This window comes from Kitasatospora sp. NPDC057518 (assembly GCF_042802075.1).
Taxonomy (GTDB): Bacteria; Actinomycetota; Actinomycetes; order Streptomycetales; family Streptomycetaceae; genus Kitasatospora.
In genome coordinates this window covers 1-15,746 of record NZ_JBHVEU010000198.1, presented here as the reverse complement: position 1 = coordinate 15,746, position 15,746 = coordinate 1, and the positions used below count along the sequence as shown (strand labels likewise).

Below are 15,746 nucleotides of genomic sequence, written 5' to 3'. Positions count from 1 at the left end.
GGGGCCGGCCCGCCCGGGCCGGCCCCTCCCCTCGCGGTCGTTACGGCCGGACGGCGATCAGCTCGCGCCCGCGCAGCGTGTAGAGCACGCCGTGCTCGTCCGCGGCCAGCCGGGCGCCGCTGTACCACTCGGCGTCCAGCCCGACCAGCACGGTGGCGGCCAGGGTGTCGCGGTCCAGCCGGAACAGGCTGCGCTCGCTGACCCCGTACAGGGCCCCGCCGAGCGCCAGCAGCCGCGGGTTGGCGCCGGAGACGGCCCCCAGGTCGGCCCGCCGCCCGATCACCGGCACGAACCCGGCCCGCCGCGAGCCGCACAGGTCGACGGTGAACGCCCGGCCGTTCACGGTCAGGCCGTACAGGGTGTTCCCGAGCACGGCGAGGCTGCTGACGCCCGCGCCGAGGTCGGTCGCGGTGCGCCACAGCTCGCGGCCGGCCACCGGGTCCCAGGCGGCCAGGTCGCCGCGCGGGCCGGTGGGCCGGGCGTTGTCGCCGCCGAGGAAGGCCTGGCCGTGCCCGGCGGCGACGGCGCGCACCAGCTGTTCGGGGCCGAGCGGGTCGGTGTGCACGGTGGGCCGGCCGCTGCCCGGGCGGTAGGTGACGAAGGAGCCGCCGCCGGTGGTGTCGGCCTGGACGCCGAGCAGCAGCAGGCCGCTGCCCGGGTCCCGGCGGATCACCTGCGGCCGGTTCTGCTCCTGCGGCAGCGCGGCCTCCTTGACGGGTGCCGGGTCGCTTCCCGGCCGGTAGCGCCAGATGCCCTGCGAGGAGTAGACGCCCAGGTAGAGGGTGCCGTCGTCGAGGACCACGGTGTCCTTGGCCTCGCCCGACACCGGGAGCTTGCGGACGGTCCCGGCGGCCAGGTCGTGCAGGGCGAGCGAGCCGTTGCCGCCGACGTAGACCCGCCCGGCGCGGGCCGCGACCGACATGCCGAGCTGGGCGGCGGCGGGGGCGCCCGCCTCGACCAGGTCCCGGGTGGCGACGGCCCCGGTGCCGAGGTCCAGGGTCCAGACGGTGCCGCCCTCGGTGACGCCCGCGAGGGTGTCGCCGAGCCGGCCGAGGCCCCAGGAGTTGCCGTCCGGCACCGGCACGGCGAGCTCGTCGAGCGCGCCGGTGGCGAGGTCGTGGCGCCACAGCACGCCGTGCTCGGTGGAGGTGAACCAGAGGGTGTCCCCCCGGCGCTGGAAGTTGGTGACGCTCTTGGTACCGGGGACGGCGAAGGAGCGCAGCACCCGGTGGTCGGCCGGGTCGAGCAGCGCCACGTGGGCGGGCGCGCCCTCGGTGGAGACCGCCAGCAGGTCGTCGCCGAGGACGGTGATCCGGCGGATGATCGTGTCGCCGCGCAGGTCGGGCGGGGTGATGTCGCTGACGGCGCCGGTGGCCCGCTCGACGGCGTACAGGCTCGCCCGGGTCGCCCCGCCGCCGCCCGCGAGGTTGCTGCCGACGCCGAGGTAGGCGTGGGTCGCGGTGGCCGCGACGGCCCGGCCCTGGGTGGCGTTCGGCGCCGGGGAGGCGACCTCGGTGACGGCGCCGGTGGCCGGGCTCCAGGCGTAGAGGCCGGGGCCGGCGGCCCGGCCCTTCTGCCGTCCGGTCGCGTAGACCGTCCCGTCGGGCGCGACGGCCACGTCCCGGACGTCGGCGCCGGGGACGCTGCCGAGCGCGGTGAGGGTGCCGTCGTAGCGGTAGAGGTTGGCCGCGCCCGGGGCGTCGGTGACGCCGAGGTGGAGCACGCCGCCGTGGGCGGCCGAGCCCTGGACGAAGTTGCCGGTGGGCAGGTCGACGGTGGCGGTGACCCGGCCGGTCGGCAGGTGGTAGCCGATCACCCGGGCGGGGGCGAGGTTGCGCGAGCCGATCCACAGGGTGTCGTCGATCAGTGTGGCGCTCATCAGGGGGAAGTCGCTGTTCCCGGGGCCGAGTCCGGTCACCTCCGGTCCCTCGGCCCCGGGTACGGCGGGGGCCGCCACGGCGGCGGGCGGGCCGAGCACCGAGAGCGCGGCCACCGCGCCGGTGCCGAGCAGGAGTTGGCGGCGGGAGGGGTTCACGGCAGGCATGGGGCTCCAGGGTCCGGTCATGGGCGGGGCGGTTCGGGAGCGCCGGCGGCCGCCAGCAGCTCCCGGGTGTACGGGTGCGCGGGGGCGGCGAACAGCTCGGCGGCGGGCGCCTGTTCGACCACCCGGCCGTGCCGCAGCACCAGCACCTCGTCGCAGAGGTGCCGGACCAGCGCGAGGTCGTGCGAGATGAACACCAGCCCCACGCCGTGCTGTTCGCGCAGGTCGGCGAAGAGGTTGAGGATCTGCGCCTGGACCGAGACGTCCAGCGCGGAGGTCGGCTCGTCGGCGACCAGCACCTGCGGGCCGACGGCCAGCGCCCGCGCGATCGCGACCCGCTGGCGCTGGCCGCCGGAGAGCCGGTGCGGCCGGGCGTCGAGCACCGCCTCCGGCAGGCCGACCAGCTCGCACAGCCCGCGCGGGTCGCGGTCGCGCAGCCCGTGGGTCGTCAGCGGCTCGGCCAGCGCCTCGCGCACCGTCATCCGGGGACTGAGCGAGGCGTACGGGTCCTGGAAGACCAGCTGCACCCGGCGCCGCAGTTCGCGTTCCTCGGCGCGGTCGACCCCGGCCCAGGAGCGGCCGTCCACCCGGACCGTCCCGGCCTGCGGGCGGACCAGCCCGAGCAGCGCGCGGGCCAGGGTGGACTTCCCGGAGCCGGACTCGCCGATCACCCCGACCGCCCGGCCGGGCGCGGCGCCCAGGCTGACGCCGTCCAGCGCCGGGGGCCGGCGGCGGGCGTAGCGGACGGTGAGGCCCTCGGCGACCAGGACGGGATCGGCGGCCCGCTCCGCCCGTCGCACCTCGACGATCTGACGTTCCGTCACTACCGCCTGCGCCACCGGACGATGACAGGCGAAGCCGGAGTCCCCGGTGTCGGTCCACTCCGGCGCCGAGTCCGTGCAGCGGTCGGCGGCGGCCGCGCAGCGCGGTGCGAAGGCGCAACCGGGCGGCGCCTCCCCGGCCGCCGGCGGGCGTCCGCCGATGACGGTGAGCGGCGCGCCGGGCGGGCCGTCCAGCCGGGGCACGCCGGCCAGCAGCCCGGCGGTGTACCGGTGCCGGGGCGCGGCCAACAGGCCTGCGGTGGGCGCCCGTTCGACGATCCGTCCGGCGTACATCACCTGGACGGTGTCGCAGCTGCGGGCCACCACGCCGAGGTCGTGGGTGATCAGCAGGACAGCCGTGCCGGTCTCGTCGCGCAGCCGGACCAGCAGGTCCAGGATCTCCACCCGGGTGCTCGGGTCGAGCGCCGTGGTCGGCTCGTCGGCGATCAGCAGCTCGGGCCGGTTGGCCATCGCCATGGCGATCAGCACGCGCTGGCGCATGCCGCCGGAGAACTCGTGCGGCCGGTCGCGGTAGCGGCGCGCGGGCTCGGCGATGCCGACCAGGTCGAGGAGTTCGAGCGCCCGGGCCCGGGCTTCGCGGCGGCTCGCGCCGTGCACCAGGGCGGCCTCGGCGAGCTGGCGGCCGACCGGCATCCGGGGGTTGAGGTGGGCCAGCGGGTCCTGGAAGACCATGCCGATCCGCCGGCCGCGCACCGCGCGCACGGCGGGCTCGGGCAGGGCCAGCAGGTCGGTGCCGTCGAAGCGGACGGTGCCGCCGGTGCTGCGGCAGCCCGGCGGCAGCATCCGGTTGACGGCCAGCGCGGTGAGGGTCTTGCCGGAGCCGGACTCGCCGACCAGGCCGAGGATCTCGCCCGGCCGCACGGTGAGGTCCACCCCGCGCACCGCCTCGCCGCCGCCCGCCGTGACGCGCAGACCGCGCACCTCCAGCAGCGGCGGGCCCGGCACGGCAACGGCGGTCTTGGCCCGGGCCGTTGTGAGGGCATCGGTCGTGGTCACCGCAGTCTCTCCCGGTTGAACGAGTCGGCGAGCAGGGTCAGGCCGAACACCAGCAGGCCGAGCAGGACGACCGGCGCCAGGGCGTAACCCGGGTGGAGGAAGAGGTACTTGGAGCCGGTGTTGATCATCGTGCCGAGCGAGGGGGCGGGCGGCTGGATGCCGAGGCCCAGCACGCTCAGGCCGCCCTCGGTCTTGACGGCGTGCGCCATCGCGACGGCCAGCAGCGCGGTGGTGGCGTCGACGACGTTCGGCAGCACGTGGCGGCGCAGGATCCGGCCGCGCGGCACACCGAGCACCCGGGCCGCCACCACGTGGTCGCGGGCCAGCTGGGCGAGCAGGGCCGCCCGCGCCTGGCGTCCGAAGGAGGGCAGCGCGCTGAGCACGATGGTGGCGACCACGGTGCCCAGCCCCGGACGCACCAGCAGGGCGAGCGCGAGGCCGAGCAGGACGCCGTGCAGGCCGAGCAGCAGGTCGAACAGCCGTTGGACGGCCTCGCCCAGCAGCCGGTTGAGGCCGCCGAGCAGGCCCAGCGCGGTGCCGAGCACGGCGGCCGCGGGGACGGCCAGCAGGCAGACCAGCAGTTCGGTGCGGATCCCGGCCAGCGCCCGGGCGAGCAGGTCGCGGCCGACCTCGTCGGTGCCCAGCAGGTGGGCCGCCGACGGCCCGGCCAGGGCGTCCGGGCCCTGCCGGTAGGGGTCGGCGGCGAGCAGCGGGCCGAGCAGCCCCAGCAGCACCACCAGGAGGACGAGGAGCGCGCCGGTGCGGCCGCGCCGGGTGCGCAGCGCGGCCGGGAGCGCGGGCGGGGCGAGCCGGCGGCGGCGTACGGCGAGGGTGCTGGTCACCGATCCTCCCCGGTGCCGGCGCGGGCGATCCGCGGGTCGAGCCGGCCGACCAGCAGCTCCGAGCCGAGCTGGACGAGTACGGCGACGGCGACCGCGAGCATGATCAGGGTCTGGGCGACCGGGTAGTCCCGCTGGTTGATGGCGTCCAGCAGCAGCTGGCCCAGGCCGTGCCGGGCGAAGAGCTGTTCGGCGACCACCGCGCCGCCGAGCAACTCGCCCAGGTGCAGGCCGAATTCGACGCAGAACGGGGCCAGGCTGTTGGGCAGCACGTGGCGCGCCAGGACCCGCCGGGACGAGGCCCCCTTGGCGACGGCCGTCAGCACGAACTCCTCCTGGCGGGTGCGGCGCAGCTCGGTGGCGAGCAGCCGGGCCAGCACCGCCGCCCCCGGCAGCGCGAGCGCGACGGCGGGCAGGGCGAGGTACTGGACGGCGAGGTCCGGCGCGGTGAACAGGTCCCGCTCGCCGCCGGCGGGCAGCAGGCGCAGCAGGACCGCGAAGACGAAGACGAAGAGCACGGCGGTGACGTACACCGGCAGCGCCAGCAGGGCGGTGGCCAGCGGGTCGAGCACCCGGGCGAGCCGGCCGCGGCGCTCGGCGGCCAGCGCGACGCCCAGCAGCAGGCCGAGGACCAGCATCAGCAGCCCGGCGACGAGGGCGAGTTGGACGGTGCTGCCGACGCTCTGGCCGATCAGCCGGGTGACCGGCTCCCGGTAGTGGAAGGAGCTGCCCGGGTCCCCGGTGAGCAGTCCGTGCAGCCAGCCCAGGTACTGGACGGGCATCGGCCGGTCCACGCCGAGGCTGCCGGCGAGCCGGTCGCGCTGCTCCTGGTCGGCCTCGGCGCCGAGCGCGGCGGAGACCGGGTCGCCGGGGGCGAGGCGGAGCAGCAGGAAGACGGCGACGGAGGCGAGCCAGAGCGTGGCCAGCGCGCCGGCCGCCTTTCTGGTCCAGTAGGGCACGGGGGTACTCCAAGGGGGTCGGAGGAGCCGCCCCAGGGCGGTGGGGGTCGCCCTGGGACGGCCGTCAGGCGGTGCGTCCGACGGTGCGGCGCGGCGACGGCGCCCGGCGGTGTGTCAGGCGGTGTGTCAGGCGGTGCGCCGGGTGTCGTCGAGCCGCAGGTAGCCGAGCGCGCTGGTGGCCACGCCGCGCACCGAGGAGGCCAGGGCGTAGGTCTCCCAGGCGTGCGCGAGGGTGATGTGGAAGGACTCGGTGAGCAGGTACTCGGACAGGTCGTGGTTGACCTCGGCCCGGGCCTGCTCGTCGGCGGCGGCGAAGGCGCGGGACTGGAGGTCGGCGTAGGCGGGGTCGGTGACGTGCGAGGTGTTCCGGCCGACCTGGAGCGGCCCGGAGACGGTGATCCCGCTCAGCGGGGAGACGCTGACCATGCCGTGGTTGGCGATGAACAGCCCGTCCAGCGTGCCCTGTTGGATCTTCGGCTGGAGCGCGGCGTTGTCCAGCAGCTGGACGTCGACGCCGAACCCGGCCTGCTCCAGGTCGTACTTGACCAGTTCCACGAGGGAGGCGAAGACCGGCGAGTTGGCGGCGGTGAGCGGCACCCGGGTGCCCTCGGCGCCGGCCTCCCGGAGCAGTCCGCGGGCCTTCTCCGGGTCGTGCGGGTAGCGGGTGACCTGGTCGGGGGTGACGCCGGGGGTGTTGGAGGGCCAGGGCAGGCTGCTCGCCTCGGCGTGGCCGCCGTACACCTGGGCGACGATGCGGTCGCGGTCCACCGCGTACTGGAGGGCCTGGCGCACCCGGCGGTCGCCGAAGGGCCCGCTGGTGACGTTCACGCCGAGGAACGCCTGCTGGTAGGAGGACCTGGCGGACTGCACGGTGAAGGCCGGGTTCCCGCCGAGCACCTTGAGGTCGCGGCCGGGCACCGCGCCGATCAGGTGAGACTGCCCCGACTGGAGGGCGGACAGCGCGGCCTGGCTGCTGGTCACCGACCGGACGGTGATCCGCTCGAAGTGCGGCCGGCCGCTCTGCCAGTAGCGGTCGTAGCGGGCCAGGTCGAGCTGGTTGCCGCCCTTGAACGCCTGCCAGGTGAACGGCCCGGTGCCGTTGACCCTGTCGGCGGCCTTGCCGTCGACGTACGTGCGGGCGTCCACCACGGGGTTGAAGGCCAGCGCGTCGAACAGGTTGCTGGTGGGCTTGGCGAGGGTGAGGGTGACCTCGTTCGGGGCGCTCGCCCGGATGTCGGCGAGCCGTTCCAGCAGCGGCTTGACCTGGGAGGACTTGGCCGCGCCGGTGAGCGAGAAGACGACGTCGTCCGGGCTGAGCGGGCGGCCGTCGTGGAAGGTGACGTCCTCGCGCAGCTTGAGCACGAGCCTGGTGCGGTCGGCGCTCCACTCCCAGGAGGTGGCGAGCCAGGGCACGGGCTGGAGGGTCTGCGGGTCGAGGTCGACCAGCCGGTCCAGCACCAGGTTGACGAACACCGGGGTGTCCGGGCCGCGGTGGAGCAGCTGGGTGGGGTCGGGGGCGGCGCCGTAGACGATCTGGAGGTCCGGCGCGGAGGCGGTGGCGGGGGCCGCGGCCCCGCCGGCGGCGTCCTCGGTGGCGGAGCGGCAGCCCGCCGCCAGCAGGACCGCTCCGGCGCTCAGGCCGAGGAAGCCTCTTCGGGGCAGGCCGTGGTGGCGGGCCGCGTCGCTCATGGTGGTGCTACCTCTTCGGTTCTCGGGGTCTCGGTCGGCGGGTGCGGTGTCAGTACCTGGTCACGACGACGCTGTCGCTCCAGGCCACCACGTCGGGGCCGCCGGTCGGGTAGGGGATGTTCTTGGCCGGGTTCCAGTTGGCCCGGTAGATGCCGGTCTTGAAGTACGGCGACTGGTTCTGGTGGTAGTTGTTGAGGCCGCTGTACGCGCCGACCTGCGCGCCGTCCCGGTAGACGGTGACGGCGCCGGGGGTGGTGTCGGTGGACCAGGTGATGTCGAAGGCCCACTGGTTCCAGTGGCCGAACTGCACGTCGCCGAGCGGGATCACCGCCTCCTGGACGGTGCTCGGGTCGGTCAGCCAGTGCACCTTGAGCCGCCAGCTGCCGTCCTTGACGGTCAGGGCGATCGGCGGCTTGGTGTCGCTGCCGTCGGCGAGCGGGTAGCCGTGCCACTGGGCGAGGATCGTCTCGGTGGACGTCCGCACCCAGTCGGCGGGCAGGTAGTCGGCGAGGGCGAAGCGGTAGCTGCCCCAGCCGAGGGAGTTGACGGCGACCTCGGAGCGGTAGGAGGCGCCGTCGTTCGGGACGCTGAAGCGGGCGGCCTGGCCGGTGCCTCCGGCGGGTGCGGGGGCCACGGTGATGCTGCCGTTGCCGTCGACGCGCTGGCGGGTCCAGGCGGCGAGGGTGCCGGATTCGAAGTCGTCGGCGAAGACCTCGGTGGCGGCGGTCACGGCCGCGGGGGCGGGAGCGGGGGCGGCGGCGTGGGCGGGAGCGGCGGCGGTCACGGTCAGGGCGGCGGTGAGCACGGCGCCGGCGAGGCGGCCGGGGAGTCGGGACACGGGTTCTTCTCCATCTCGGGTTCGGGTACGGGCGACCGGTGGTCGGGGCCGGCTGACGGGATCAACCGGCCCTATCGACAGGAGCCGGCCGGTCCCACCCAGGTCGGGCTGGACCAGGCCCACTGGTCGTTCACCTGTCGTACCCTCACGTGGTAGAAGTCCCCGTCGCCGCCGGGGCGTTCGTCGGTCAGCTCGAAGTCGGCGGTGGTCTCCCGGTCGGGCACGGCCCGGTCGAAGCGGTAGGCGCCGGAGACGAACCCGCCGGTGAAGCCGGTCCGCGCGCCCGCCAGCAGCTCGCCGACGGCGTGGGCGGTCTCGACGCCGTTCACGACGGCGACCAGCCTGGTCCGCTCGTCGCCCTCGATCCGCAGCGAGAAGCCCTGGGTGCTGTCGGTGGCGGTGTTGGGGTTGCCGTCGGTGACGGTCCGCAGCCGGACCTCCCCCGGCCCGGTGCGCTCCCAGTGGGACGGCCGGTAGGTGTCCGGCTCGGCCTCGGCGGGCGCGACCGTCTCCGGGCCGCGCAGCCGGGGCTGGACGTCCAGCAGCCGCCCGCCCTCGATCCGCAACTCCACGTCCCAGTGCACCGGTTCGCCGCGCCGGCCCCAGCCGACGGCGAAGCCCAGGGTGCCGGTGAAGGTGTCCTCGGCGGCGGCGCGGGCGAGCAGTTCGGGGCGGCTGACCCGGTGGACGGGGACGCCGTTGCGCAGCAGTTCGACGTGGTCGAGCGCATCCCGGCCCTGGACGGTGACCTGGATCCGGCGCCGGTCGGCGGAGGGGGCCTCGGCGCCCATCGGGGCGCCGTTGACGGAGGTGGCGAGCAGGATGCGGTCGCCGGTGATCGCGTAGGCGCGGCGCCGCTGGACGGCGGTCCAGATCCCGTCGCGGGTCAGCTCCGGGGCCCAGACCGCGACCCGGCCGTGCCCGTGGCTGCCGGGGAAGGCGCTGTGGTGGTCGGTGGAGCCGATCAGCCCGAAGCGGTGGCCCAGCCGCAGGCCGTGGACGGCCGTCCCGGCGGCGGCGCGCGGGCCCATGGTGTGCAGGTAGCCGCGCGGCGCCTCGTCGGACTCGGCGCAGCCGTGCATCGACACCATCTCCACCACCGGGGCGAACTCCTCGGTGTAGGAGGCCCAGTCGATGCCGCGGCGGGCCGGCCCGTAGCCGATGTGGTGCGGCAGGGCCCAGGTCCGTACGCCCTGGGCGGCGAGCTCCCGCAGCCGGGCGCGCAGTTGCTCCAGGTCCGCCGCCCGGATGATCTCGCCGCGCGGGCCGTCGAAGTACACGCAGTGGTCGCCGTACGCGAGGCTGTGCCACTCGAAGGACTGGAAGGTGACGAAGCGGCCGTCCTCGTGGGCGGCGGCGGTGACGTCCTGGACGTGGTCCCAGAGCCGGGCCAGCCGGGCGAAGCCCTCGGTGTGGTAGTCGACCAGGCTGGCCAGCTCGGGGGTGCGCTCGGGCAGGTCGGGCCACCAGCCGTGGCCGGTGACGCTGGCGAAGTCGAGCTGGAGCCGGGCGTTGGCGTAGGCGTCCTCGATGCTCCCGTGGCCGTAGCTGATGCCGCAGTGGTTGTGGAGGTCGCCGACGTACAGGCCCAGACCGGCGTAGCCGGGCGCGTCGGTGGTGGGGGCGGTCATCGGGGCGGGGCTTCCTCGGGTCGGGGTCGGCGGTGTTTGATCGACTCTGAGAAGAAGCTAGCCGTGATCTCCGGGGGCCGGTCAAGGCCCAGCCGGTCGGTGTCGTGCGATCGCCATCGGGCGAAACATCGGCTTCACAGACATCCGGCAGGTGGGAGCGGGAAGACGCAGGCCAGCCGACCGGGCCCGCCCTACCGCGAGCCGTTCGGACTTTTGATCGATCTGATAGAAACTCTTCTCATCCCCTCCCGACCCCTTCGAAGGACGGTCCCGTGCCGCACCCCGCCGCCCTGCCCGCCGCGCCCGACCTGAGCGCCTCCCACCTGGTCCGCGCCCCCGAGCGCCCCGAACCCGGCTACTGGGCCGGCTGCCCGGGCGTCCGGTACGAGCCGGACCGCGACCGCTTCCTGCTCACCTACCGCGAGCGCCGCCCGCGCGGCGCGGCGGGCGGGCCCGACCGCGGCTGGCGCTGCGCCGTCGCCGAGAGCACCGACGGCATCGCCTTCCGGGACCTGTGGTCCGTCCGGAGCGACGACCTGGGCTCCCCCTCGATGGAGCGCCTCGCCCTGCTGCGCCGCGACGGCGGCTACCTGCTCCACCTCAGCCACGTCGACCCGGCCGACAACCGCTGGCGCATCGACGCCCTGCGCGCCGACACCCCCGACTCCTTCGACCCCGGCGCCCGCACCCCCGTCCTGACCGCCGCGACCACCGGCACCGAGGGCGTCAAGGACCCGTACCTGCTCGAAACCGACGCCGGCGTCCACCTGTTCGCCACCGTCTCCCGGGCCCGGCCGTTCACCCCCGAGGAGCGGGCCCGCGCCCACGCGAGTGCCGACATCCACACCACCGGCCTCACCGTCCAGCCCACCGCCCTCGCGCTCTCCCCGGACGGGCTGCGCTTCACCGCCCCGCCCGGCCGCGCCGCCGAGGCCCTGGACGTCGGCCCGGCCGGCGCCTGGGACGCCTACGAGTCCCGGATCACCACCGTCCTCCCCGACGGCCGGGGCGGCTGGCTCGCGCTCTACGACGGCTCGGCGGACGCCGCCGGCAACTACGAGGAGCGCTGCGGCCTGGCCGCCTCCGCCGACCTGCGCGCCTGGCACCGCCTCACCCCGGACGGCCCCTGGCTGGACGTCCGGTACGCCGACCTCGTCTCGGCCCGCGGCCGCTGGTACCTCTACTACGAGCAGAGCCGCGCGGACGGCGCCCACGAACTGCGGGTGGCCGTCCTGGACGAGTTCGCCGGGGTCCGCCCCGACGGCGGCCCGGTGACGGACCGATGACGCCGGACCGCGACTGAGACGCCCGGCTCACGCGCCCGCGGCGGCCGCCTCGGCGAGGGAGTCCAGCACCGGCCGGACCAGCGGGTGCCCGTCGGCGCCGGCCCGGACGGCGGCGAAGACCCGGCGGGTGGCGAGCTCGCTGTCCACCGGGCGCACCGCGACCTCGCCGAGGTCGACGCCGCGCAGCGCCGAGCGCGGCACCAGCGCCACCCCGAGGCCGGCCGAGGCCAGCGCGACCACGGCCCGGAAGTCGTCCGAGGAGTGCAGCAGCCGGGGCTGGAACCCGGCGTGCTCGCAGGCCAGCAGCACCACGTCGTGGCAGGGGTTGCCCGGGTACGGCCCGATCCACGGCTCGTCGGCCAGCGAGGCGACGGCCAGCGGGCCGGACTCGGCGGCCAGCCGGTGGCCGAGCGGCAGGACGGCCTCGAAGGGCTCGGCGTACAGCGGCACCCTGGTCAGCCGGGCGTCGTCGGCGCGCGGGGCGCCCCGGTACTCGACGGCCACCGCGAGGTCGGCCCGGCCGTCCAGCACCATCGGCAGGCTGGCGTCGCCCTCGGCGTCCAGCACCTTGAGCCGCACCCCGGGCGCGCGCCCGGCGAGCAGGCCGACGGCCGGGGCGAGCACGGAGGCGATGGCGGTCGCGAAGGAGGCGACCGTCACCTCCCCGGAGACGCCCGCGCTGTACGCGGCGAGGTCGGCCTCGGCGCGCTCCAGCTGGGCGAGCACCACGTCGGCGTGGCCGAGCAGGATCTCCCCGGCGGCGGTCAGCCGCACGCCCCGGCCCTCCCGGGCGAGCAGGTGGTGGCCGGTCTCCTGCTCCAGGGCGGCCAGCTGCTGGGAGACCGCGGAGGGGGTCAGGTAGAGGGCGGCCGCCGCGGCGGTCACGGTGCGGTGGTCCGCCACGGCCCGCAGGGTCCGCAGCCGTCGTGCGTCGATCACGGACCAATTCTGCCAGCGCGGCACGGCGCACCCGACCGGAGCACGGTTCCACCGGGTCCACCGGGTCCGCCGACGGCCGCGCCGGCCGGTCGGGACGGCTCCCGTTCGTCGGCCACCCGCCCCGTACAGCGGGACGGTTGTACCGGCGTGGGAGATTTCGGCCGGAGATACGACCGGTGAGGTATTTCCGGACGAGATCGCTCCTGTCCGTTGACCGGACACCCGCACGGCGCTTGGCTCTTCCCCAACCGGGCCACGGGGGTGTCGCCGGCCCGGCACCGTCATCAGGGGAGGATGATCCATGACCACCGCACGCACCCGCCGCCGACTGGCCCGTACCGCCGCCGTCCTGGTGGCCGTGGCCGTGGCCGGCGCCGCGATGCCCGCCGCCGAGGCCCGCCCGCCCAAGGGCGACACCGCCCGGGTCAGCGAGGGTGCCAAGGGCGAGCCGCTGAACGGCACCTCCCTCGCGCTCGGGCTGAGCGGCGACGGCCGCTACGCCCTGTTCTCCTCGGCGGCGACCAACCTGCTGCCGGGCGGCGCCGGGGTCCTCGGCGACGTCTACGTGCGGGACCTGCGCAACGGCCACACCGAGCGGGTCAGCGTCGCCGACGACGGCTCCGCCCTGGACAACGGCAGCAACGACGCGGCGATCAGCGGCAACGGCCGGTACGTGGTGTTCAGCAGCTACGCCTCCAACGCGGTGCCCGGGCAGCCGAAGCACCCCTCGGACGTCTTCGTCCGGGACCGCTGGACCGGCCGCACCGAGCTGCTCTCCGCGGGCGACGGCGTCTCCGGCGCGGGAGACGACCAGAGCATCCGCAACGCCTTCAACGCCGCCATCAGCGCCGACGGCCGCTACGTGGTCTACTCCTCCGACCGCACCGACCTCGCCCCCGGCGTGCGCCGCGGCAAGTTCAACGTCTTCCTCGCCGACCGCTGGACCCACACCACCCGGGTGGTCAGCACCGGCGCGGACGGCACCCCGGCCGACAACAACTCCTTCCGCCCGACGATCAGCGCGGACGGCACCGTCATCGGCTTCACCTCGCGGGCCGGCAACCTGCTCCCGGCCGAGCAGACCCCGCCCGCGCTCGCCGCCGCTTCCGCCGCGGACCCCGCCGACGGCCCGGACCTCGCCGAGGCCGCCCAGGCCCCGCGGACCGCCTCCGCCCGCGCCGAGCTGGCCGCCATCCGCGCCTACCCGTACTACGTCTGGGACGCCCGCACCGGGAAGATCACCGGCGCCAGCTACAACGAGGCCGGCGAGTTCGTCAACAGCGGCAACGACGGGCGGATCAGCCCCTCCGGCCGCTACGCGGCCTACACCGTCTTCGAGGAGGGCGGCCGCCCCGGCTCGCACGGCCGCCACCAGGACGTGTACGTCCGCGAGCTGGCCACCGGCACGACCGCCAAGGTCAACAAGCCACTGTCCGGCACCACCCCGCGCGACTCCTCCTACGACCCGGTGATGCCGATGAACGACCGCTGGGTGTACTTCGTCTCCGACGTCGCCGACCTGGTGCCCGGCGACACCAACGAGCAGGCCGACGTCTTCCGCACCGACCTGCGCAGCGGGCACACCGAGCGGGTCTCCCTCGCCCACGACGGCTCCCAGAGCACCACCTCCGCCGCCTTCCCGCAGGTCGACGCCGACGACACGACGCTGCTGTTCAGCGCCCAGGACGGCAACCTGGCGCCCGTCGTCGACAGCGACCTCACGGACGTCTTCCGGCGCCGCCTGTGACGCCCCGACTCCCTCGGTGACGCCCTGACTCCCTTGCCGGATACGCCTGTTGGCGTATTTCCCGGCGGGACCACCCTCGGCCGTTGACCACCGGCCCTCCCGACGGTTGGCTCTGCGAAAGCCCGCCGCCGGGAGGGAGCCCGGCCGGGCGATCCCAGGGGAGGAAGACCTCATGCCCACCGCACGCACCCGCAGGTGGCCGGCCCGGACCGCCGCCGTCCTGGCCGCCACCGCCCTGGCCGCCGGCGCCGCGCTGCCCGCCGCCGAGGCCAAGCCGCCCAAGGGCGACACCGCCCGGATCAGCGAGACCGCCAAGGGCGAGCAGCTCGACGGCCCCTCGACCGCACTCGGGCTGAGCGAGGACGGCCGCTCCGCCCTGTTCACCTCCGCCGCCACCAACCTGCTGCCCGGAACAGGCACCCCGAACTCCGACGAGGTCTACGTCCGCAACCTGCGCAACGGGCACGTCGAGAAGGTCAGCGTCGCCGACGACGGCTCCCCGCTGAACGCCCCCACCACCGACGCCTCGATCAGCGCCGACAGCCGGTACGTGGCCTTCAGCACCGCCGCCACCAACGTGGTGCCCGGCCAGCCGGCCCACCCCAGCGACGTCTTCGTCCGCGACCGCTGGACCGGGCACACCGAACTGGTCACCGCCGCCGCCCTGCCGGGCGCAGAGGACCAGAGCGGCTTCGGATCCACCAGCCCCAGCATCAGCCGGGACGGCCGCTACGTCGCCTACGTCTCCAACCGATCCGACCTCGCCCCGGGCCCCGTGCGGCGCGGCAGGAACAACATCTACGTCACCGACCGCTGGACCCGCACCAGCCGCCTGGTCACCGTCGGCGCGGACGGCGAGCCCGCCAGCAACTACTCCCTCGATCCGATGATCAGCGCGGACGGCTCCGCCATCGCCTTCACCTCCCGGGCCGGCAACCTGCTCCCGGAGGCTCCGGCCGCCCCCGCCGGCCCCGGTTCCGGCGAGACCGGCTCCGACGCCGGGTCGCCGGGAGTGACCGGCGGGCCCATGCACCACCCCTCCTACGTCTGGAAGGCCGCCACCGGCACGATCGTCGCCGGCAGCGTGGACGGCACCGGGCAGCTGAGCGGCAGCAGCGACGGCCGGATCAGCCCCGACGGCCGCTACGCCGTCTACAGCGTCGCCGTCTACGGCACCGGCCTGCCCGGCCACGGCGGCGTCCGGCTGGACGTGTACGTCCACGACCTGGCCACCGGCAAGGTCACCGAGGTCAGCGCCGGCCTGCCGGGCACCACGGCGAACGGGTCCTCCTCCGGCGCCGTCATGACGGCCGACGACCGCTGGGTCTACTTCGACTCCTCCGCCGGCAACCTGCTCCCCGACGACGTCAGGAACCAGAGCAGCGTCTACCGCCGCGACCTGTGGACCGGCCGGATCGAACGGGTCAGCCTCACCCGGGACGGCGCGCCGAGCACCTCCCCCTCCTACAGTCCGTCCGTGGACGCCACCGGAGACGCGGTGCTCTTCACCGCCGACGACGGCGACCTGGTCCCGGGGGACACCAACGCCGTCACGGACGCCTTCCTCCGTCGCCTGTGACGGCCTGACCGCCACCCGTGGCGGCCCGACTCCCTTACGGCGTACGACCGGTGGCGTATTTCCGCCCGAGATCGCCGCCGGTCGTTGACCGACGATCCGTACGACGCTTGGCTCTCCTCAAACCGGGCCGCGGGGGTCGTGGGCCCGGGACCGCCACCAGGGGAGGACGATCCATGACGCACACACCCGCCCGACGCCGGCTCGCCCGCGCCGCCGCCGTGCTGGCCGCCACCGCCGTGGCCGCCGGCGCGGCGCTGCCCGCCGCCGAGGCCAAGCCGCCCAAGGGCGACACCGCCCGGATCAGCGAGACCGCCAAGGGCGAGCAGCTCAACGGGGACTCCGTCGCGCTCGGACTGAGCG

The 15,746-nt window shown here is 75.5% G+C and carries 12 protein-coding genes; 4 read left to right on the top strand and 8 right to left on the bottom strand.

Annotated elements, in window-relative coordinates; translation table 11 throughout:
• Positions 1 to 40: 40 nt before the first annotated feature.
• The 7 genes from ACFU7Z_RS21030 to ACFU7Z_RS21000 form a co-directional block, all read right to left on the bottom strand.
• On the bottom strand, positions 41 to 2,044 hold the full coding sequence (locus tag ACFU7Z_RS21030) for a hypothetical protein (RefSeq protein ID WP_380778808.1): 2,004 nt from the start codon (positions 2,042 to 2,044) through the stop codon (positions 41 to 43).
• Positions 2,045 to 2,061: 17 nt separating this feature from the next.
• Positions 2,062 to 3,879 carry a dipeptide ABC transporter ATP-binding protein gene (locus ACFU7Z_RS21025; RefSeq protein ID WP_380778807.1) on the bottom strand — a complete coding sequence of 606 codons (1,818 nt, stop codon included), beginning with the start codon at positions 3,877 to 3,879 and terminating at the stop codon, positions 2,062 to 2,064.
• Positions 3,876 to 4,721, bottom strand: coding sequence for an ABC transporter permease (locus tag ACFU7Z_RS21020; protein ID WP_380778804.1), 846 nt, complete (start codon positions 4,719 to 4,721; stop codon positions 3,876 to 3,878). Before ACFU7Z_RS21020 ends, ACFU7Z_RS21025 begins: the two co-directional genes overlap by 4 nt.
• Positions 4,718 to 5,677, bottom strand: coding sequence for an ABC transporter permease (locus ACFU7Z_RS21015; protein ID WP_380741230.1), 960 nt, complete (start codon positions 5,675 to 5,677; stop codon positions 4,718 to 4,720). The genes ACFU7Z_RS21020 and ACFU7Z_RS21015 overlap by 4 nt, the downstream gene beginning before the upstream one ends.
• 126 nt (positions 5,678 to 5,803) lie before the next feature.
• Complete coding sequence (locus tag ACFU7Z_RS21010) at positions 5,804 to 7,366, bottom strand: ABC transporter substrate-binding protein (protein WP_380741231.1); 1,563 nt, start codon at positions 7,364 to 7,366, stop codon at positions 5,804 to 5,806.
• Positions 7,367 to 7,415: 49 nt separating this feature from the next.
• Positions 7,416 to 8,204 carry a polysaccharide lyase gene (locus ACFU7Z_RS21005; RefSeq protein WP_380741232.1) on the bottom strand — a complete coding sequence of 263 codons (789 nt, stop codon included), beginning with the start codon at positions 8,202 to 8,204 and terminating at the stop codon, positions 7,416 to 7,418.
• Between the two features lie 71 nt (positions 8,205 to 8,275).
• Positions 8,276 to 9,835 carry a DUF3604 domain-containing protein gene (locus ACFU7Z_RS21000; protein ID WP_380778802.1) on the bottom strand — a complete coding sequence of 520 codons (1,560 nt, stop codon included), beginning with the start codon at positions 9,833 to 9,835 and terminating at the stop codon, positions 8,276 to 8,278.
• A gap of 272 nt (positions 9,836 to 10,107) precedes the next feature.
• Between ACFU7Z_RS21000 and ACFU7Z_RS20995 the strand changes: the two genes are divergently transcribed.
• Entirely contained in the window at positions 10,108 to 11,121 is a 1,014-nt protein-coding gene (locus ACFU7Z_RS20995) for a hypothetical protein (protein WP_380778799.1), read from the top strand.
• Between the two features lie 27 nt (positions 11,122 to 11,148).
• On the opposite strand, the gene ACFU7Z_RS20990 is transcribed toward ACFU7Z_RS20995, so the two are convergent.
• Positions 11,149 to 12,060 (bottom strand): LysR family transcriptional regulator, encoded by a 912-nt coding sequence (locus ACFU7Z_RS20990; protein ID WP_049651227.1) that lies wholly within the window; start codon positions 12,058 to 12,060, stop codon positions 11,149 to 11,151.
• A 301-nt stretch (positions 12,061 to 12,361) separates the two neighbouring features.
• Between ACFU7Z_RS20990 and ACFU7Z_RS20985 the strand changes: the two genes are divergently transcribed.
• From ACFU7Z_RS20985 to ACFU7Z_RS20975, 3 genes are all read left to right on the top strand, one after another.
• On the top strand, positions 12,362 to 13,807 hold the full coding sequence (locus tag ACFU7Z_RS20985) for a TolB family protein (RefSeq protein ID WP_380778797.1): 1,446 nt from the start codon (positions 12,362 to 12,364) through the stop codon (positions 13,805 to 13,807).
• Positions 13,808 to 13,979: 172 nt separating this feature from the next.
• Positions 13,980 to 15,386 (top strand): hypothetical protein, encoded by a 1,407-nt coding sequence (locus ACFU7Z_RS20980; protein ID WP_380778795.1) that lies wholly within the window; start codon positions 13,980 to 13,982, stop codon positions 15,384 to 15,386.
• Between the two features lie 173 nt (positions 15,387 to 15,559).
• Positions 15,560 to 15,746: hypothetical protein (locus ACFU7Z_RS20975; protein WP_380778793.1), on the top strand; the 187-nt coding region annotated here is incomplete at its 3' end.